This is a genomic window from Duganella rhizosphaerae, from assembly GCF_040364205.1.
Lineage (GTDB): Bacteria > Pseudomonadota > Gammaproteobacteria > Burkholderiales > Burkholderiaceae_D > Rugamonas > Rugamonas rhizosphaerae.
The window spans coordinates 267191-286674 of the sequence record NZ_BPWK01000004.1 but is presented as its reverse complement, the minus strand read 5'-3'; the positions used below and the strand labels follow the sequence as shown (position 1 = coordinate 286674).

General features: G+C 65.8%; 19 protein-coding genes. 15 read left to right on the top strand and 4 right to left on the bottom strand.

Going from position 1 to position 19484, the window contains the following annotated elements; translation table 11 throughout:
- Positions 1-97 precede the first annotated feature (97 nt).
- From RUGAMON1_RS11225 to RUGAMON1_RS11205, 5 genes are all read left to right on the top strand, one after another.
- Complete coding sequence (locus RUGAMON1_RS11225; protein WP_445230583.1) at positions 98-3220, top strand: EAL domain-containing protein; 3123 nt, start codon at positions 98-100, stop codon at positions 3218-3220.
- A 60-nt stretch (positions 3221-3280) separates the two neighbouring features.
- Positions 3281-5503: a xanthine dehydrogenase family protein molybdopterin-binding subunit gene (locus tag RUGAMON1_RS11220; protein ID WP_445230780.1), complete on the top strand. Its 2223-nt coding sequence runs from the start codon at positions 3281-3283 to the stop codon at positions 5501-5503.
- Positions 5500-5718 carry a DUF7661 family protein gene (locus RUGAMON1_RS11215; RefSeq protein ID WP_445230582.1) on the top strand — a complete coding sequence of 73 codons (219 nt, stop codon included), beginning with the start codon at positions 5500-5502 and terminating at the stop codon, positions 5716-5718. Before RUGAMON1_RS11220 ends, RUGAMON1_RS11215 begins: the two co-directional genes overlap by 4 nt.
- Positions 5719-5804: 86 nt before the next feature.
- A complete protein-coding gene (locus RUGAMON1_RS11210) occupies positions 5805-6179 on the top strand; it encodes a hypothetical protein (RefSeq protein WP_445230581.1) in 375 nt (124 codons plus the stop codon).
- A gap of 2 nt (positions 6180-6181) precedes the next feature.
- On the top strand, positions 6182-6340 hold the full coding sequence (locus RUGAMON1_RS11205) for a hypothetical protein (RefSeq protein ID WP_445230580.1): 159 nt from the start codon (positions 6182-6184) through the stop codon (positions 6338-6340).
- Between the two features lie 126 nt (positions 6341-6466).
- Here RUGAMON1_RS11205 and RUGAMON1_RS11200 read toward each other — a convergent pair whose 3' ends face one another.
- Positions 6467-7231 (bottom strand): SDR family oxidoreductase, encoded by a 765-nt coding sequence (locus tag RUGAMON1_RS11200; RefSeq protein WP_445230579.1) that lies wholly within the window; start codon positions 7229-7231, stop codon positions 6467-6469.
- Positions 7232-7428: 197 nt separating this feature from the next.
- Between RUGAMON1_RS11200 and RUGAMON1_RS11195 the strand changes: the two genes are divergently transcribed.
- On the top strand, positions 7429-7815 hold the full coding sequence (locus RUGAMON1_RS11195; protein ID WP_445230578.1) for a lysozyme inhibitor LprI family protein: 387 nt from the start codon (positions 7429-7431) through the stop codon (positions 7813-7815).
- A 73-nt stretch (positions 7816-7888) separates the two neighbouring features.
- Positions 7889-8953 carry a rhodanese-like domain-containing protein gene (locus RUGAMON1_RS11190; protein ID WP_445230577.1) on the top strand — a complete coding sequence of 355 codons (1065 nt, stop codon included), beginning with the start codon at positions 7889-7891 and terminating at the stop codon, positions 8951-8953.
- Positions 8954-8965: 12 nt separating this feature from the next.
- Here RUGAMON1_RS11190 and RUGAMON1_RS11185 read toward each other — a convergent pair whose 3' ends face one another.
- Complete coding sequence (locus RUGAMON1_RS11185; protein WP_445230576.1) at positions 8966-9394, bottom strand: thioredoxin family protein; 429 nt, start codon at positions 9392-9394, stop codon at positions 8966-8968.
- Positions 9395-9491: 97 nt separating this feature from the next.
- Between RUGAMON1_RS11185 and tsaB the strand changes: the two genes are divergently transcribed.
- From tsaB to RUGAMON1_RS11165, 4 genes are read left to right on the top strand one after another with little or no spacing between them, the layout of a single operon-like run.
- Positions 9492-10193 (top strand): tRNA (adenosine(37)-N6)-threonylcarbamoyltransferase complex dimerization subunit type 1 TsaB, encoded by a 702-nt coding sequence (gene tsaB, locus RUGAMON1_RS11180; protein WP_445230575.1) that lies wholly within the window; start codon positions 9492-9494, stop codon positions 10191-10193.
- Positions 10190-10660, top strand: coding sequence for a ribosomal protein S18-alanine N-acetyltransferase (rimI, locus tag RUGAMON1_RS11175; protein WP_445230574.1), 471 nt, complete (start codon positions 10190-10192; stop codon positions 10658-10660). Before tsaB ends, rimI begins: the two co-directional genes overlap by 4 nt.
- Positions 10657-11580: a uracil-DNA glycosylase gene (locus RUGAMON1_RS11170; RefSeq protein WP_445230573.1), complete on the top strand. Its 924-nt coding sequence runs from the start codon at positions 10657-10659 to the stop codon at positions 11578-11580. The genes rimI and RUGAMON1_RS11170 overlap by 4 nt, the downstream gene beginning before the upstream one ends.
- Positions 11573-12568, top strand: coding sequence for a DUF1853 family protein (locus tag RUGAMON1_RS11165; protein WP_445230572.1), 996 nt, complete (start codon positions 11573-11575; stop codon positions 12566-12568). The genes RUGAMON1_RS11170 and RUGAMON1_RS11165 overlap by 8 nt, the downstream gene beginning before the upstream one ends.
- A gap of 7 nt (positions 12569-12575) precedes the next feature.
- On the opposite strand, the gene lplT is transcribed toward RUGAMON1_RS11165, so the two are convergent.
- Positions 12576-13838 (bottom strand): lysophospholipid transporter LplT, encoded by a 1263-nt coding sequence (gene lplT / locus RUGAMON1_RS11160; protein ID WP_445230571.1) that lies wholly within the window; start codon positions 13836-13838, stop codon positions 12576-12578.
- A gap of 129 nt (positions 13839-13967) precedes the next feature.
- Here lplT and alr point away from each other — a divergent pair, with 129 nt between their 5' ends.
- The 3 genes from alr to RUGAMON1_RS11145 all read left to right on the top strand — a co-directional run bounded on the left by alr (position 13968) and on the right by RUGAMON1_RS11145 (position 16829).
- The gene (alr, locus tag RUGAMON1_RS11155; protein WP_445230570.1) at positions 13968-15062 is read left to right on the top strand and encodes an alanine racemase; all 1095 of its coding nucleotides are present in this window, start codon (positions 13968-13970) and stop codon (positions 15060-15062) included.
- 4 nt (positions 15063-15066) lie between these two features.
- The gene (radA, locus tag RUGAMON1_RS11150; protein WP_445230569.1) at positions 15067-16443 is read left to right on the top strand and encodes a DNA repair protein RadA; all 1377 of its coding nucleotides are present in this window, start codon (positions 15067-15069) and stop codon (positions 16441-16443) included.
- A gap of 65 nt (positions 16444-16508) precedes the next feature.
- Entirely contained in the window at positions 16509-16829 is a 321-nt protein-coding gene (locus tag RUGAMON1_RS11145; protein ID WP_332855609.1) for a PilZ domain-containing protein, read from the top strand.
- Here RUGAMON1_RS11145 and RUGAMON1_RS11140 read toward each other — a convergent pair.
- The gene (locus tag RUGAMON1_RS11140) at positions 16810-18030 is read right to left on the bottom strand and encodes a citrate/2-methylcitrate synthase (protein WP_445230568.1); all 1221 of its coding nucleotides are present in this window, start codon (positions 18028-18030) and stop codon (positions 16810-16812) included. The two genes, RUGAMON1_RS11145 and RUGAMON1_RS11140, sit on opposite strands and share 20 nt — an antisense overlap.
- Positions 18031-18131: 101 nt before the next feature.
- Here RUGAMON1_RS11140 and RUGAMON1_RS11135 point away from each other — a divergent pair, with 101 nt between their 5' ends.
- Positions 18132-19481 (top strand): CoA transferase, encoded by a 1350-nt coding sequence (locus RUGAMON1_RS11135; RefSeq protein ID WP_445230779.1) that lies wholly within the window; start codon positions 18132-18134, stop codon positions 19479-19481.
- Positions 19482-19484 lie beyond the last annotated feature (3 nt).

Here is a 19484-nt window from a genome sequence, read left to right as displayed (position 1 = left end):
CATTTCCGTGCATAATTCCAGTTAGTAAGCTTAGAGTTTGCGCGACTAACCAATTTTAGACAGATGATGCAAACTTATCACGACTACGTACCGGTGCATGACTAGCACCCTTTATCAGCGGATGCGTACCCGGCTCAGCGCCCTGTACGGTCTATCGATCTATGGTGCGCTGTTGCTGGTGGTGTTCGGCGGCCTGGTGATCCCGGCCATCATCGGCAGCTACCTGCTGATCGGCGTGCACGAGCAGCAGTCGGCGCGCGCCACGCTGAAGGAGTCGCTGCAGCGCAACGCCGACATCCTGGCGCTGGGCATGCAGGAATCGCTGTGGAATATGAACGCCGAGTCGGCCCATTCGCTGGTCGAATCGGTGATGCGCGACCAGTCGGTGCTGCAGGTGGAGGTGGTCGGCCAGGCCGACACCCAGTTCATGAGCGTGCATTCGCCGCGCCGGGCGACCGGCAATGTGTTCCGCGCCGAGCGCGAGATCCTGGTGCGCGGCGAGCGCATCGGCCGCATCACGGTCGAGATGGACGATGCCCGCAGCCAGCAGGAGCTGCGCGAGAAGCAGCTGTCCTATGTGTTCGTGCTGGCCGGGCAGCTGATGGTGTCGCTGCTGCTGATCGTGCTGTTCCTCAATTCCCGCCTGATCAAGCCGCTGCGCAAGCTGATGCGCTTCTCCGACCGCCTGTCGCACGGCGATTTCGAAACCCGGCTGGACCTGGTCGGCAGCGACGAGCTGGGCCGCCTGGCCGGCCAGCTGGAGCAGATGCGGGTGGCGATCAAGCGCCTGTTCGAGGACATCGGCCAGCGCGAGGAGCGCTTCCGCACCATCGTCACGCAGGTGCCGGGCGCGGTGTTCCGCTTCCGTCCCGACGGCCCGATCGATTTCGTCTCCGACGCCATCGAAGAGATCTCCGGCTACTCGGCCGCGCAGTTCATGCGCAGCACCACCCATTCCTGGACCAACCTGATCGCGCCGGAAGACCGCAAGAAACAGCGCCGCGCCGTGTCCGAGGCGATCCGCGGAGCGCAGTCCTACGAGGTCGAGTACCGCATTCTCGACGCCTCCGGCACCGAGCGCTGGGTGGCCGAGAACGGCCAGCCGCAGCCGCATGACGGCGTCGGCCTGGCGCCCTGGGTGGACGGCATCATCTCCGACATCAGCCAGCGCAAGCACAACGAGATGCGCATCGAGGCGCTGCTGGCCGAGCAGAGCGCGATCCTGGACAACGTGATGTTCGGCGTGATGTTCGTGCGTAACCGCCAGATCGTCTCGGTCAACCGCCGCTGCGAAGAGCTGTTCGGCTACGAGCCGGGCGCCATGACCGGCGCCTCGACCGCCATCGTGTTCCCCAACGCCTTCGATTTCGAATCGGCCGGCGCGCGCCAGTATCCGTCGCTGTCGGAAGGCGACTACTTCAACGAAGAGCGCCACTACCGCCGCAAGGACGGCAGTCTGTTCTGGTGCATGGTCAGCGGCTACGCGCTCGACAACAAGCGCGCCGACGAGGGCAGCATCTGGGTGTATGCCGACATCACCGCGCGCAAGGAGGCGGAAGAGAAGCTGCGCCTGTCGGCCACCGTGATCGAGCACATCGCCGACGGCGTGGTGGTGCTCGACGCCAAGGGCACCATCGTCGCGGTCAATCCGGCCTTCACGCAGATCACCGGCTACACCGAGGAGGAGGCGCTCGGCCACGACCACACGCTGACGCGCTCCGGCCGCCACGATGCCGACTTCTACGCCGACATGTGGACCGAGCAGGTGGAAACCGGCTTCTGGCGCGGCGAGATCTGGAACCGGCGCAAGAACGGCGAGCTGTATCTGGAATGGCTGACGGTGAGCGCGGTGCGCGACACCCGCGGCGAGACCACGCATTACGTCGGCGTGTTCAGCGACATCACCAAGGCCAAGGAGTCGCAGGAAAAGCTGGACCACCTGGCGCACCACGATCCGCTGACCGCGCTGCCGAACCGCCTGCTGTTCCACGACCGCCTGCAGCACGCCCTGCTGCGCGCCGCGCGCGACGGCGAGCAGCTGGCGCTGTTGTTCATCGACCTGGACCGCTTCAAGAACGTCAACGACACGCTGGGCCACCACATCGGCGACGAGCTGCTCAAGCAGGTCGCCAAGGCCCTGCTCGAGCGCCTGCGCGAGGGCGATACGCTGGCGCGCCTGGGCGGCGACGAATTCATCGTGCTGCTGGAGAATATCGAGAACCAGTTCGGCGCCAGCCAGGTCGCCGAGAAGCTGGTGCAGATGTTCGAGCAACCGTTCATGGTGGCCGGCCACGAGCTGTTCGTCACCTGCAGCGTCGGCATCAGCGTGTTCCCGGAGGACGCGGTCGACCTGAACATGCTGATACGCAATGCCGACGTGGCCATGTACCAGGCCAAGGCGCGCGGCCGCAACGGCTACAGCTTCTACACGCCGTCGATGACGGGCGAGGGCGTCGAGCGCCTGCGGCTGGAGACCTTCCTGCGCCGCTCGATCGAGAAGGACGAGATCTTCCTCAACTATCAGCCGCAGGTGGAAATCGACACCGGCCGCCTGATCGGCGTGGAAGCGCTGGTGCGCTGGAACCACCCGGAACTGGGCCTGATCCCGCCGATCCGCTTCATCCCGCTGGCCGAGGACACGGGCTTCATCAACCAGCTGGGCAAGTGGGTGCTGGAAGAAGCCTGCCGCCAGATGATGCGCTGGCAGGAGGCCGGCCTGCATGTGCCGAAGATGGCGGTCAACCTGTCGGCCAAGCAGTTCGAGCGCGGCAGCATCGTCAACATGGTGGCCGACATCCTGCACGAGACCGGGCTGGCGCCGGACCGCCTGCAGCTGGAGGTGACGGAGTCGGTGATCATGAACACCGGCGACGCCATGGTCTTCATCAACGATTTGCATTCGATCGGCGTGGGCCTGGCGATCGACGATTTCGGCACCGGTTATTCGTCGCTGGCCTACCTGAAGCAGCTGCCGGTGCAGACCTTGAAGATCGACCGTTCCTTCATCAAGGACATTTCGACCGACGTCAACGACGAGGCGATCGCCATCGCGATTATCCAGCTGGGCAAGAGCATGAACCTGTCGGTGATCGCCGAGGGCGTGGAGACCGAAGAACAGGCGGCCTTCCTGCTGCGCCATGGCTGCCGCCTGGCGCAGGGCTACTTCTACAGCAAGCCGGTGGCAGCGCAAGACCTGCTGACACGCTGGCATCAACCATAAACAAGGGACACCCCAGTGCCATCGTTAAAAAAAACCCGCAGGCGTTTTATTTTCGGCGGCGTGGCCGCAGTCGGCGCGCTGGTGGTGGGCTGGGGCGCGCTGCCGCCGAGGCAGCGCCTGCATGCTTCGCATCCGATGCAGCTGGGCGCCTCGATCGCGCTCAATGGCTGGGTCGCCGTGGCGCCCGACGGCACGGTGAGCGTGGCCATGGCGCGCAGCGAGATGGGGCAGGGCGTGCATACCGCCTTGCCGATGCTGGTGGCCGAAGAGATGGACGTGCCGCTGTCGGCGGTGCGGCTGGTGCAGGCGCCGGCCGATAAAATCTACGGCAATATCGCGATGCTCAAGGACGGTTTGCCGTTCCACCCGGACGACAAGGGCAACCTGAAGGCGGTGGTCAGCTGGACCGTCGGCAAGGTGGCGCGCGAGCTGGGGCTGGTCATCACCGGCGGCTCGTCGAGCGTGAAGGATGCGTGGCAGCCGATGCGCGAAGCCGGCGCCGCCGCGCGCGCGATGCTGGTCGCCGCCGCCGCCAAACAATGGAATGCGCGCGTGCAGGACTGCCGCACCGAAGACGGTGTGGTCATCCATGCCGACGGCCGGCGCCTGGGCTACGGCGCGCTGGCGGTGGCCGCCGCCACCGCGGCGCCGGGCGAGATTCGCCTGAAGTCGCCCAAGGATTTCAAGCTGATCGGCCGCGCGCAGCCGCGCCGCGACACGCCGTCCAAGGTGAACGGCACGGCGGTGTTCGGCCTTGACGTGCGTCCCGAGGGCATGGTGTATGCGGCGGTGCGCATGTCGCCGGTGATCGGCGGCACCGTCGCCAGCGTCGATGCCAATGCGGTGCTGAAGATGCCGGGCGTGATGCGGGTGGTCGATTTTTCCAGCGCGCTGCAGCCCAGGACCGGCGCCGGCGCCGGCGTGGCGGTGGTGGCCAAGACCTGGTGGCAGGCCAGGCAGGCCGCGCTGGCCTTGCCGGTGCAGTGGTCCACCGACGAGCGGGCCAAGATGTCGAGCGCCGCCATCTACGCGGAGTTCGCGGCCAGGCTGGATGCGGAATCGGGCCACGCCTACTACAAGGACGGCGACATGGACGCGGTGGAGGGCAAGGTGGCCGGCGTCTCCAAGACCCTGACGGCGGAATATCGCGCACCCTATCTGGCGCATGCGGCGATGGAGCCGGTCAACTGCACCGCGCAGATCAAGGACGGCTACGTGTTCCTGTGGGCGCCGACGCAGTCGCCAGGTTTTGCGGTGGAGACGGCGGCGAAAGTGGCCGGCGTCCCGGCGGACAAGGTGGTGCTGGTCGTGACCCTGCTGGGCGGCGGCTTCGGACGGCGGCTGGACGTGGACATGGTGGCGCAGGCGGTGGCGCTGGCCAAACAGACCGGCGGCTTGCCGGTGCAGATGATCTGGTCGCGCGAGGACGACACCACGCACGACGTGTACCGCCCGGCGGCGCTGGCGCGCTTCAGCGCCAGCCTGGATGCGGCGGGCAATGTGCTGGGCTACGATAACAAGTCGGCCAGCGGTTCGGTGTCGCACCAGTTCTTCAAGCGCAACCTGGGTTTGCCGGCCGGTGGGCCGGACAAGACCACGGCCGAGGGCGAGTTCGACATGCAGTACGAGTTCGCCAACCAGCGCGTCCGCCATGTGATCGTCGACAGTCCGGTGCCGCTGGGGTATTGGCGTTCGGTCGGACATTCGCACAACGCGTTTTTCAAAGAGAGCTTTATCGACGAGCTGGCGCATGCGGCGGGCAAGGACAGCGTGGAATTCCGGCGCGGCTTGCTGAAGCGGCACCCGCGCCATCTGGCGGTGCTGGATGCGGCGGTGGCCAGGGCCGGCGTGGCGCCGGCGGGCCGCGCGCATGGCGTGGCGCTGCACCAGTCGTTCGGCACCATCGTCGCGCAGGTGGCGGAGGTGTCGGTCGAAGGCGCGGAGATCCGCGTGCACCGGGTGGTGTGCGCGGTCGATTGCGGCATCGCCGTCAATCCCAATATCATCGCGCAGCAGGTGGAGTCGGCGGTGGTGTTCGGGCTGTCGGCGGCCTTGTTTGGCGCGGTGACGATCAAGGACGGCAAGGTCGAGCAGACCAACTTCCATGACTATCCGGTGGTGCGCATGAATCAGGCGCCCGAGGTGGAGACCATCATCATGCCGAGCGCCGAGCATCCCGAAGGCATGGGCGAACCGGCCACGCCGCCGATCGCGCCGGCGGTGGCCAACGCGGTGTTCAAGCTGACCGGCAAGCGCCTGCGCAGCCTGCCGCTGACGCTGTGAAGGAGCTGCGCTTCAACGTGTTCGGCCGGCTGATCGCCGTCAGCGGCGAGCAGGGTGCGTGGCGGGCGTTTTACTTCGGCGCCGAAGGCAAGCGCCGCCCGGCGGATTTCGTCGTGCCGGGCGAGCTTGCGGAGCATGAGCTGTGCGAGTACCTGGCTGATCTGTTCCATGAAGACGCCACGCCGCGTAATCACTCGGCGGTGCAGATATCCTAGCTGGCAGTGAGATTAACCGACATTCCAACTCGTTTCGGGGTCAGTTCCGGCAAAGTGCCATTTGGCGCGTTGCCGGAACTGACCCCATGCCCCGTATTGGCGGCATAGTCGGTATGGGGGGGGAACTTGCCACCCAAGGATACAAGAATTATCGGAACGGTTGCGACGTCTTAGATCTGGACAATTATGAGTGGTTGGATGTGGGAATCGCGGGTCTCGCTGGTGCGTTTGCTCCTGGATTGCTTGCTGTTGGGAAGGCGGGGTTAAAAGCCCATGGCGCAGTCAAAGCGTTATCATCCCAAAGTGCCAATACTGCCAATCGAGCTGCAAAAATAGCGGGGCGTGTTGCTGGCCACAAGGCTGCAGCGAGGGATATTGCTATAACACAAGCCGCCTATGTGGCCGGTTCTGCCGGCGCGAAAGCTTTTACCGGTGGCGATAGTTGTGGGTGTGAGAAATAATCATGAGAAAAATTTACATCTATGCTTTCGGGATCTTCTTGCTTGGTCTTTTTAAAGATGTTTTGAAAGATGCGGCTCCTCATTGGACTATTGTTTTATTGATAGTAGTGGTTTATCTTTTGGTCATTAGATTAATTGCTGAGAAATTTGGCAAACCGTGACTCAAGGGCATGGGAGCATCCACTAGCCGGGAAATCAATCGGGAGTTTCGGGGGCCGTTCCGGCAACGTGCCACTTGCCGGGATTCCCAAATTGCCCCTGCCTGCGCAATCACTCGGCGGTGCAACTCACGTCCGGTTGACAGACGAGCCGCCATCCACCCTCAGGTTCGATCCCGTGGTGAAGCTTGATGCGTCCGAGGCCAGGTACAGCGCCGAGCGGGCGATCTCCTCCGGCAGTGCCAGGCGCTTGAGCGCGTGCAGGCCCTCGACGAAGGCGCGTACTTCGGGCGTGTTGGCGGTGGCGCGGCCCATCGGCGTGTCGGTGCCGCCAGGCAGGAGCGCGTTGGCGCGTATGCCATGGACTCCATACTCGACGGCGATGACCTGCATCAGGCCGATCAAGCCAGCCTTGCTGGCGGCATAGGCGCCCATTCCCGGGAAGCCTATCGTGCTGCCGACTACGGTCGAGGTAAAGATGATGGAGCCGCCGCCGCGCTTGATCATGGCCGGCAGCTGATATTTCGCACCGAGGAAGGCGCTGGTCAGGTTGATGTCGAGCGTGGCCTGCCAGGAGTCGATGGAAGTGTCGGACACTGGTACGGCGTCGCCCGTTGTGCCGGCGTTGTTGAAGGCGATATCGAGTCCGCCGAAGCGGCCGACCGCTGTTTCCACTAGTGCGCGCGCGAGTTGTTCTTCCCGGACGTCGCCGGCGATGGCGATTGCTTCGCCGCCGTCACGTTCGATGTCTGCGACCAGCGCATTGAGTTCGGCCTGGCGGCGCGCAGTCACGACCACCCTGGCACCTTCACGCGCAAATAACCTGGCCGTTTCGTAGCCGATGCCTGAACTTGCGCCGGTGACGATCGCCACTTTCCCTGATAGCTGATGCATGGAATTTTCCTTTTGCTGAAGTGATAGAGAGGCTTCAGCATAGGGATGAGGCGGGTGGCCGGCTACCCGTTTCTTGCTAGGGAATTGAAGCGCGCCGGCATTGAAGTGGTGTGACAATCCGCGCACCTTCCGACGACGCGAAATGCTATTCTCCCGCATCCTGCCGCACTGGGTGGCAGTTAAACAGGAGGCCGTTGATGCGTCGTATTTTAATAGCTGCTCTTGGCGCTTTGCTCCCGGCCTGCGCGCTTGCCCAAGGCCACGATCCATGTGACACCCCGCGCGGCACGCCCGAGGTGAATCTGTGCGCCTTGCAGAAATTTGAAAAGAAGGATCTGCAACTGAATGCGGCGTATCAAACCGTACTCAAACAGCTGGCGTCCTACGACAACGGCGCTGCCATGAAGAAGCTGCTCGTTGTGTCGCAACGAAAGTGGGTGGAGTTTCGTGACGCCGACTGCGCGGCGAGGCAGAGCCTTTATCAGGGTGGCACTGGCGGCGCTGAAAGCTATCACGATTGCATGACGAAACACACCGAGCAACGAATCAAGGAGCTGCAACCGGATTCCTGGCAGGCAGGTTGACCCGCGCCACTTGCGCAGCACCGGGCAAGCAGACTAAGCTTAGGCTTGTTTGATATTTGAGATTACCGCCATCATGATTTTCCGCCAGCTTTTCGATCCGACTTCCTCCACCTACACTTATTTGCTGGGCGACAGTGGCGAGGCGCTGCTGATCGATCCGGTGTACGAGCAGGCGCCGCGCGACCTGGCCTTGTTGAAGGAACTGGGCCTGCGTCTGCTGGCCACGCTCGATACGCACGTCCACGCCGACCACGTGACGGCCGCCTGGCGCCTGCATCAAAGCTGCGGCAGCCAGATCGCGCTGGCGGAAGCGGCCGGCGCCGAGCTGGCCGACCGTCCGCTGCGACATGGCGACCGCATCGATTTCGGCAGCCGTCATCTGACGGTGCGGGCCACGCCCGGCCACACCAACGGCTGCCTGACCTTTGTGCTGGATGACGAGAGCATGGCCTTCACCGGCGACAGCCTGCTGATACGCGGCTGCGGCCGCACCGATTTCCAGCAGGGCAGTCCGCAGCAGTTGTTCGCTTCGGTGCGCGAGCAGATCCTGTCGCTGCCCGAAACCTGCCTGCTGTATCCCGCGCATGACTACCGCGGCATCACGGTGACCAGCGTGGCCGAGGAACGCCGTTTCAATCCGCGCCTGGGCGGCGATGTGGACGAAGGTGACTTTGCCGGGCATATGAACAACCTGCACCTGCCGCATCCGAAGCTGATTGCGATCGCGGTGCCGGCCAATATGCGCTGCGGCCAACCGGAAGGCAACCTGCCCGCGCCCGACGCGCCGACCTGGGCGCCGCTGACCTTGCGCTTCAGCGGCGTGTGGGAAATCGAGCCGATGGTGCTGCTCGAGCATCTGGCCGAGGCGCAGATCGTCGATGTGCGCGAGGCGCCGGAGTTCATCGACCAACTGGGGCATGTGCCGGGCGCGCGGCTGGTGCCGTTGTCGCAGCTGATGGACCGCGTCGACGAATTCGATCGCACGCGGCCAGTGGTGGCGGTGTGCCGCTCGGGCGTGCGTTCGGCACAGGCCAGCGTGCTGCTGGCCAAGGCCGGCTTTACGCAGGTCGCCAACCTGGCCGGCGGCATGCTGCGCTGGAAGGCCGAGGCGCTGCCGGTGGCTTCCGACAGCGTTTGATGGCGCTGGCGCTCAGGCCTGCGCGTTGCGCATCAGCGTGCGCAGGTTGCAGTCGGCTTGCCAGCGGCGGCGCTCTTCGCTGCTGACGGCCAGTTCGGCCAGTTCGGCGTCGCCGAGCGCCGATTTGGCTAGCACCAGGCGGTGCGCCAGCGCGGCGTCCGGCAGCATGGTGCCGAAAAAGGCCACCAGTTCGTGGTGCTGGATCAGCAGCGTGGGGAAGTTTTCCACGTCGAGATCGCCCACCACGTCGGCGTGGTCTTCGATGTCGATCCAGACGAAGAATTTGTCCGGATGGCGCGCGGCCAGCTCCTCGAACGTGGCGCGGTAGGTGGTGCAGGTGCCGCACCAGGCCGCGCACAGGCAGGCCACGATCCAGCGGTCGCCGGCCAGGGCGGCGGCGATCTCTGCGCGATTCTCGGAATTCAGGGTCACACTGTGCATGGTATTGGTCGGCTAACGGCGGCCTGTGCGCCTAAGGGGGGTATTCTACATCCCCTCGCGGGGTCGCGCCTGCCAGCGCGGCAGGTTAAAATACGGCATGCCTATCATTCTTGCCATTGAAACATCCTCCGAACTGGCCTCGGTCGCGCTGCTGCGCGGCGAGACCGTCATCAGCCGCGTGTCCTCGGGCGTGCGCACCCATTCGCAATCGGTGCTGCCGATGATACAGGAGTTGCTGGCCGAAGCCGCTATCGCCTTGAAAGACTGCGACGCCATCGCCTTCGGCTCCGGTCCCGGTTCGTTCACCGGCGTGCGCACCGCTTGCGGGATCGCGCAGGGCCTGGCCTTCGGCGGCAATTTGCCGGTGGTGCCGGTGGTGACGCTGGACGCGATGGCGCTGGCCTGCCATCAGCAGCATGGCGCCGGCGACGTGCTGGCGGTGCTCGATGCGCGCATGGGCGAGGTGTACTGGGCGCAGTACCGGTTCGCGGACGGCGCGCCGCCGCTGGCGGTGCTGCCGCCGGCGCTGTCGGCGCCCGAGGGCGTGCAGCCGCAGGGTGCGCCTGTCGCCTGCGGCAACGGCTTGTCGGCCTACGCCGAGGCGTTTGCCGGCGGTGGCTTTGCCGAGGTGATGCCGCATGCGGCGCAGGTCGCGCAACTGGCGGCGATCGCCTTTGCCGCCGGCGCCACCGTGACGGCGGCCGAAGCGCAGCCGCTGTATTTGCGTAACAAGATCGCCTACACCCAGGCCGAGCGGCGCGACATGGCGGCCGCCAAAGCCGCTGAAGGTGGCGCATGAAGCAGATGTGGGACCTGGCGCGGCTGAACTATGAACCGATGCGGTCAGCCGATTTGCACGATGTGGTGGCGCTGGAGGAGAGCGTTTATCCGCATCCCTGGAGCATGGCCAATTTCGTCGATTCCCTGAACAGCAATTATGAGGCGTGGGTGCTGCGCGACCAGCATGGCGACTTGCTGGGCTATTTCCTGCTGATGGCGATCGTCGACGAGGCGCATTTGCTGAACGTGGCGGTGTCGGCGGAGAGGCAGGGGCAGGGCCTGGGACGGTTCCTGCTGAACCAGTCCGTGGCTTGCGCGCGCGGGCTGGGCATGGCGTCGGTGCTGCTGGAGGTACGGCCATCGAACACGCGGGCGCTGGAGATTTATGAGCGTTATGGATTTAAACACATCGGTCGGCGCAAGGGCTATTACCCGGCCGCCAATCAACAACGCGAGGACGCAATCGTTATGCGGTTCAGTTTATGAGTCAGACGATATCCCGCAGCACCGTTTTCCTCGATGAGATGGGCGTGGGCGTGCAATGGAAGTTGCGCAACCCGCCGGTCGGCGAGCAGGCGGTGGTTGAGGACGACGTGGCCGGCGAGCCGGTAGCGGCGCTGGCTGAAGCGCCGCCGGCGCCCGCAGCCGTTGCCGCCCCGGCGCCAGCGCCCGTGGCGGCAGTTGCTGCGGCTGCGGCTGCCGTGGTGCCCGCGCCCGCGCCCGCGCCGTTGGTCGCCGAACCGCCGGCTGCGGAAGAAGCTCCCGCCATGGCCGGCGAAGACTCGACCGCCTGGTTCGACGAGGCGCCCGCGCCGGCCCGCGCCGCGCCGGTCAGCGATGCCGACATCGCCGCAATGGACTGGCCCGCATTGAACACCGCCGTCTCCACCTGCACCCGCTGCGCGCTGTGCGATACGCGCCGCAACGCCGTCAACGGCCGTGGCGCCGCCGACGCGACCTGGATCGCCATCGCGGCCGCGCCGTCGCGCCTGGACGAAAAGGAAAACCAGGCGGTCGCCGGCGAGGCGGGGCAGTTGCTGGACAATATGCTGAAAGCCATCGCCCTGAAACCGGAGGCGGACGTCTACGTGACCAACCTGGTCAAATGCCGTCCGTCCGGCCCCGACGGCGCCGATCGCGCGCCGAGCGGCGAGGAGCTGCTGGCCTGCCGTCCATTCCTGGAGCGCGAGCTGGCGCTGACCGGCGCGACCATGGCCATGACCTTCGGCCAGTACGCCGCCAAGGGCCTGATGATGGGGCCGGCCGCGCGCGGCCAGGTGATGCGCTACGGCGCCGCCCAGTTGCCGGTGGTGGCCACCTATCACCCGGACGACCTGCTGCGTAAGCCGGAAGACAAGGCCAAGGCCTGGGGCGACCTGTGTCTCGCCAAGGCGGCCCGTGACTAGCCTGCCGCCCGCCGCACCGGTCAACCCGGCCACGCCGGCGGACAGCTATCAGTCACGCTTCGAACAGCGCTGGGGACACCTGACCCGGCCGCACGTGCGGGCGCTGGCCTGGCTGCTGGACGCCCCCGATTTGCTGGACCCGGCCTCGCCGCACTGGCACGGCCGCATCGCCACGCTGGGCGCCATGTCGGCGGAAACGGCCGACTGGCTGGCCGCGCTGGAGCAGGATCCGATTCCTTTGGAAGCCGCGCTGGGCGGCCGCCATTATTCGCGCCTCGGCCTGTATGCGGAAAAGCTGATGGCCTTCTATTTCGCCGAACACGGCAAACTGGTCGCGCACGGCCTGCAGGTGCGCGCCAGCCGCAACGACACCGTCGGCGAATTCGATTTCCTGCTGCGCGACGGCGACGAGCTGGTCCACCTGGAATTCGCCACCAAGTTCTACCTGCTCGATGCGAGCGAGGCCGGCGCCGATTTCAACGGCCTGATCGGCCCCAACCTGGCCGACACGCTGGGCGCCAAGATGCGCAAGATCTTCGACAAGCAACTATCGCTGGCCAGCCATCCGGCGGCCCAGCCCTTGCTGCCGCAACCGGTGGCGCGGGCGCAGGCCTTGGTCAAGGGCTGGCTGTTCTATCCGGGCGGCGAGGGCGCGCAGCCGATGGCGGGCATCTCCCAGCCGCATTGCAACGGCTTCTGGATCACGCTGCAGCAGGCCGCCGCATTGCAGGGCGAACGCTACGCGATCATGCCGCGCCTGCACTGGCTGGCGCCGCTGAAGATGCCGCTGGAGTCGACCGCGATGAGCAAGGATGAACTGCTGGCGGCGCTGCACGAGCACATGGCGCAGGTGGCCGCGCCGGTGATGGTGGCGGAACTGGAGCAGCAGGGAGAATGGCTGGTGGAGCGGCGCCGGGGCTTCGTGGTGCCCGACGATTGGCGCGCGCAAGCCGCGCAGCGCCGCCAGGACGGGGCGCTGCCTTCTTAAGCGGAGGTCAGTGTTTCAGCTCGCCGATCAGCGCGACCGAATCGAACTCGCGCTGGTTGGCCGCATGCTTGCGCATGATGAAGTACATGGTGCCAGCCAGGAACAGGCCGAACAGCACGATGATGACGTCCAGGTTCAGATGGCCGCGCAGCATCAGCGAGTACACGGCCAGCATGGTCAGGATGGACAGGTTTTCGTTGAAGTTCTGCACCGCGATCGAGTGGCCCGCGCTCATCAGCACGTGGCCGCGGTGTTGCAGCAGCGCGTTCATCGGCACCAGGAAGAAGCCGCCCAGCAGGCCGACCAGGATCAGCAGCGGATAGGCCAGCGCCACCGATTTCACCATCACCATGCTGATGACGATGACGCCCATGGCGATGCCCATCGGGATCACGTTGAGCGATTTGCGCAGCGAGATGAAGCGCGCCGACAGCACCGCGCCCAGCGCGACGCCGATGGCGACCACGCCGACCAGGCTGGTCGATTGTTCGTAGCTCAGCTTGAGCGTGCGGTTGGCCCACTCCAGCACGATGAATTGCAGCGTCTGCGCGGCGCCCCAGAACAGCGTGGTGACGGCCAGCGAGATCTGGCCCAGCTTGTCTTTCCACAGCAGGCCGTAGCAGTTGGCGAAGTCGGTGATCAGCTTGATCGGGTTGCGCTCCTGGTGGCCGTAGACGCAGCCGGTGTCCGGGATGCGGGTGTTGAACAGCGCCGCCAGCATGTAGATGAACACCACCACGCACAGCGCCGCCTCGGGCGGGGTGTCGATGCCGGTGTCGATCAGCGGGAAGTCAAAGCCGAGCAGGAAGGACGACACCTGGCCGCCGACCAGCTTGCCGCCCATGACGGTGCCGAAAATAATCGACATCACGGTCAGGCCTTCGACCCAGCCATTGGCGGCCACGAGTTTCTCTGCGGGAAGTAATTCGGTGAGGATGCCGTATTTGGCCGGCGAATAGACCGCGGCGCCAAAACCGACCAGCGCATAGGCCAATAAAGGATGGACGTGGGCGAATATCAGCAGGCATCCGCCAACCTTGATCAGGTTGGAGATGAACATGACCTTGCCCTTGGGCATCGAATCGGCGAAGGCGCCGACAAATGCCGCCAACAGCACGTAAAAGAGCGTAAATGAGAGTTTCAGCAGTGGTGTGATCCACGCCGGGGACTTCATTGTTACCAGCAGGTCGATCGCAACAAAGAGCAGCGCATTATCCGCCAATGACGAAAAAAATTGCGCTGCCATAATGGTATAGAAACCACGATTCATTCTGGGGTGCCTGAAAACTTATCTGGCTTGCTTTATACCATGCTTTGATCGTATCCCCAAGAATTGAGCCGTGCAGTTGGGCTGCTACACGGTAAAATACGGCCTTCCCATATTCTGCTCAAATTGCTTATGCCTAGGCCGATCCTTGCAACCATCCACGTTGAATCCATGAAGCACAACCTGGCCCGCGCCAAGGCGAACTCGCCCGGCGCCAAAGCCTGGGGGGTGCTCAAGGCGAACGGCTACGGCCACGGCCTGGAGCGGGCGATGCGCGGTTTCGCCGACGCCGACGGGCTGGCGCTGGTGGAAGTCGACTACGCCGTGCGCCTGCGCGAGCTGGGCTGGAAAAAGCCCATCCTGTTATTGGAGGGCTTCTTCGATCCGGCCGATCTGCACACCATGGCCGGCTACAACCTGCAGGCCGCCGTGCATTGTGTCGAGCAATTGGCGTGGCTGGAGGCGGCGCAAGCGGAGCTGACGGCGCGCGGCATCAAATTTGATCTGCATCTGAAAATGAACAGCGGTATGAACCGGCTCGGCTTCATGCCGGACGCCTACGCCGCCGCGCACGCGCGCCTGAGCGCGATCTCCTGCGTCGGCAGCATCACCATGATCACCCACTTCGCCAACGCCGACGACGCCGAGCATCCGCTGCTGCCGATTGCCGAGCAGGTGCGCCGCTTCGAGCAGGGCACGGCCGGGCTGGCGGGCGCGCGCAGCCTGTCCAATTCGGCGGGCGTGCTGATGCACCAGCAAACCTTGCGCAACGACTGGATACGTCCCGGCATCATGCTGTACGGCGGCTCGCCGGGCGGCGCCACGGCGGAATCGTTCGGCCTGCAACCGACCATGACGCTGAGCAGCGAGATCATCGGCGTGCAGAGCATTGTGGCAGGCGACGTGGTCGGCTACGGCAGCCGCTTCCAGGCCGAGGGCCCGATGCGCATCGGCGTGGTGGCTTGCGGTTATGCGGACGGTTATCCGCGCAGCGCGCCGATGGGCACGCCGGTGCTGGTCGATGGCGTGGCGACCACGCTGGTGGGCCGGGTGTCGATGGACATGCTGACCGTGGACCTGACGGACCTGCCGTCGGCTGGCGTCGGCAGCAAGGTCACGCTGTGGGGGCGCGGCATGCCGATCGACGACGTGGCGACAGCGGCCGGCACCATCGGCTATGAGCTGATGTGCGCACTGGCGCAGCGCGTGCCGGTGGTGGAAGGCTGAACCGATGGCCAAGGCGAAAACCAACTACACTTGTAGCGAGTGCGGCGGCACGGCCACCAAGTGGACCGGCCAGTGTCCGTCCTGCCAGCAGTGGAACACGATGGTGGAGACCGTCGTCGAGGCGGGCGGCAACAACCGTTACTCGCAGCCGCAGCATCTGTCGCTGGCGCAGACCGCGCCGGTGCTGTCGCTGGCCGACATCGACGCCATCGACGTGCCGCGCTTCGGCACCGGCATCGAGGAGTTCGACCGTGTGCTGGGCGGCGGCCTGGTGGCGGGCGGCGTGGTGCTGATCGGCGGCGATCCCGGCATCGGCAAGTCGACCTTGCTGCTGCAGGCGCTGGCCAATGTGTCGCATCTGAAAAAAGTCCTGTACGTCAGCGGCGAGGAGTCCGGCGCGCAGATCGCGCTGCGCGCCAAGCGCCTGAACATCGACGCCCGCGATCTGAAATTGCAGGCGGAGATCCAGCTGGAGAAGATCCTCGGCACCTTGGCCGACCTGAAGCCGGAAGTGGCGGTGATCGATTCGATCCAGACCGTGTATTCGGACGCGCTCAGTTCGGCGCCGGGCTCGGTGGCGCAGGTGCGCGAGTGCGCGGCGCAGCTGACCCGCGTGGCCAAGCAGACCGGCATCACCATCATCCTGGTCGGCCACGTGACCAAGGAAGGCGCGCTGGCCGGGCCGCGCGTGCTGGAGCACATCGTCGATACGGTGCTGTATTTCGAGGGCGACAACCATTCCAGCTTCCGCCTGGTGCGCGCCATCAAGAACCGTTTCGGCGCGGTCAACGAGCTGGGCGTGTTCGCGATGACGGAGAAGGGTTTGAAGGGCGTGTCGAATCCGTCGGCGCTGTTCCTGTCCCAGCATGACAACCAGGTGCCCGGTTCCTGCGTGATGGTGACGCAGGAGGGCACGCGTCCCTTGCTGGTGGAAATCCAGGCGCTGGTGGACGCCAGCCACCTGCCTAATGCGCGCCGCTTGTCGGTCGGTTTGGAGCAGAATAGGCTGGCGATGCTGCTGGCTGTGCTGCACCGCCACGCGGGCATCGCGGCCTTCGACCAGGACGTGTTCATCAACGCGGTGGGCGGCGTCAAGATCACCGAACCGGCGGCCGACCTGGCGGTGCTGCTGGCGATTAATTCGTCGATGCGCAGTAAGCCGCTGCCGCGTGGCTTCGTGGTGTTCGGCGAGGTCGGTCTGGCCGGCGAGATCCGGCCGGCGCCGCGCGGGCAGGAGCGTCTGCGTGAGGCCGCCAAGCTGGGCTTCTCGATGGCGATGATCCCGACCGCCAATGCGCCCAAGCAGCCGATCGAGGGCATGACCATCATCGCCGTTGATCGTATCGACGATGCCTTCAATAAGCTGCGCGAAATCCAATAACGTTGTATTGTTACGTGTTGTAATCGTTAATACTGAATAATTGGTAACCGTACAAAGGATAGATAGTGTTAGTTGATCAGAGGTCAGTCGCGCGCAAGATTCTGCGCTCCAAGGTGGTGGCGGTGATGGATGGCATGCCGCCGCAGCCGGGACGCACGATCGATATCAGCGCCAATGGTTTGTCGATTACGTTCGAGCATAAATTGGCCGTCGGGCATATGGGGCAGGTGACGTTCGAGCTGTTCCTCGATGGTAAGCCGCAGATATTGACCTGCCGTTCCAAGGTGAGTTATTGCATTTTCAGCGGCGATCATTTCAAGATCGGCTACCAGTTCCTCAATCTGGACGCGGCCAACGCCAGCGCCATCAACAAGTTCCTGCGCTAGGGCCGATGTAGCGGGCTCTGGGGCGTATCGGGCGGCGGGCCTGCACTTGTTCGAGTGCATGCGCCAGCCAGCCGACGCAGCGGCCCAGCGCAAACAGGATGAACGGCGCGTCATCCGGCAGCCCGTGGGCGGCGGCCAGCAAGGTCAGCGCAAAATCAATGTTCGGCAATTCCCCCGCCTGTGCTTCGGCTGCGGCGGCGAGGTCTGTGTGCGGCTGCAATTCCGGTAATAACTTCATCAAGGCGCGGGCGCGCGGGTCGCCTTGCGCGTACAGCATGTGGCCGAAGCCGGGCAGCGCGCGGCCGCTGGCGCGCCATGTGGCGACGGCCGCCTCGGCGCCGTGCGCGCGGGCGGCGGCGGCCAGTTGGGCGAATTCGGCCGAGGCGCCGCCGTGCAACGGGCCGGTCAGCGTGGTGAAGCCGGCCAGCACGCCGGCCGCCAGCGAGGCGCCGGTGGAGATGGCGACGCGGGTGGCGAAGGTGGAGGCGTTCAGTTCGTGGTCGGCCATCAGCACCAGCGCGCGGCGCAGCAGGTCTTCGGATGCCGGGCGTTGCCAGGCGCGGGCCAGGCGCTGGCTGATGGTGGCGGGCGGCGCGCCGGCGGCGGCAGGGGCGCCGACATCGGTGCCGGCGGTGACGCGGCCGGCGAGGGCGGGACCGATCATCGCTTCAGCGAGCGTGGACAGGATGCTGGCGGCTTCGGCCCGCAGGTCGGCGGCGGGGCGGCCCATCGAGGGCGCGTCGCTGGCGCTGCGCAGCGCCAGCGCCAGCAGGCCGGCGCCCAGTGCGCTCGCCGGCGGCGCGATGGCGGCTTGTGCGGGTGAGGCGCCGGCCATCGCCGCTTGCGCCTGGCCGGGTTCGGCCTCCCACAGCAAATCGGCGATCTGTTCCAGTGTGGCGGTTTCGGACAGCGTGACGGCGTCGTGGCCGCGGTATAGCAGGCGGCCGTCGGCGGCGGTGGAAATGGCGGATGGCAGCACCGGGTCGCCCCACTGCATCGCCTGCGCGGAGACCATTTCGATCTTGCGGCGGCCGTTGCTGCGGCTGGCCATGCGCTGGATGTCGTCGCGGTGGTAGAGGCTGCGGCGCGGATCGGCCTCGTCGGACTTGGCGCGTATCTTGCCCCGGCTGACGTTGGCGTACAGCGTTTGCGGGCGGACATTCAGTACCTTCAGCGCTTCTGCCGCTGTCATCCAGACCATTCTTGGTTTCCTATGTTGACACTTCAAGTCAAGATTGACGCACCTTGTGGGCGGTCCTAAGCTGGGACAGCATATCAATTCCTGGAGCGCTCATGTCTAAAATGTTGGAGGCTATTTCGTCCGCGCTGTCGTTGTCGGCGCGGGAGTGCGTGCGGTTCACCGGCGAGGGCGAACTGCCATCGTGCTATGCGGTGACAGAGCTGGCGGCGGCGTCGGTGGGCGCGGCCGCGCTGGCGGTGCGGCAGTTGATCGCGGCGCAGGGCGGGCTACCGGCGGAAGTGGTGGTCGATCGGCGGCTGGCGTCGCTGTGGTTCAACTGGTCGCTGCGTCCGGTGGGCTGGGAGCTGCCGCCGCTGTGGGACCCGGTGGCTGGCGACTATCGGACGGCCGACGGCTGGATACGCCTGCACACCAACGCGCCGCATCACCGCGACGCGGCGCTGGCGGTGCTGAAGGCGCCGGCCGATCGCGGTGCGGTGGCGCGGGCGGTGGCCGGCTGGCGCGGCGCCGAGCTCGAAGCGGCGGTGGTGGCGCAGGGCGGCTGCGCGGCAATCATGCGCTCCTGCGCAGAATGGGCGGCGCACGAGCAGGGGCGGGCGGTGGCTGGCGAGCCCTTGATCGCGTTGACGACGCGGGCCGGCAGTTTCAATGCGGGCTGGACGCCGACGCCGTCGCGGCCGCTGGCGGGGCTGAAAGTACTGGATCTGACGCGGGTGCTGGCTGGACCGGTGGCGACGCGCTTCCTGGCCGGCTATGGCGCGGACGTGCTGCGCATCGATCCGCCCGGCTGGAACGAGCCGGGCGTGATACCTGAAGTGACCCTGGGCAAGCGCTGCGCGCGGCTGGACCTGCGGCTGGCGCCGGACCGCGCGGTGTTCGAGCAGTTGCTGGCGGAGGCCGACGTGCTGGTGCACGGCTATCGTTCCGATGCGCTGGAGGGACTGGGATACGGCGATCAGATGCGTCGGCAGCTGAATCCGGGCCTGGTCGATGTGGCGCTGGACGCCTACGGCTGGTCCGGGCCGCTGAACGGGCGGCGCGGCTTCGACAGCCTGGTGCAGATGAGCACGGGCATCGCCCAGCGCGGCATGCAGTGGCGGGGCGCGGACAAGCCGGTGCCCTTGCCGGTGCAGGCGCTGGATCACGCCACCGGCTATCTGGCTGCGGCGGCGGTGGTGCGCGGGTTGTTGAACCGTCTGGCAAAAGGGAGTGCGACGCAGGCGCGCCTGTCGCTGGCGCGCACCGCCTTGCTGTTGACGGAACTGTCGCCGTCGGAGGCTGCGGAGGCGCAGCCGCTGGCGGCGGCAAGCGACGCCGATCTGGCGCCGGCGCTGGAGCAAACCGCGTGGGGCGAGGCGCGCCGCTACCGGCCACCGGTGGCAATCGACGGCGCGCCGATGGCATGGACCCGGCCCGCCAGCGAATTAGGCTCCTCCCTGCCAAGCTGGTAACCC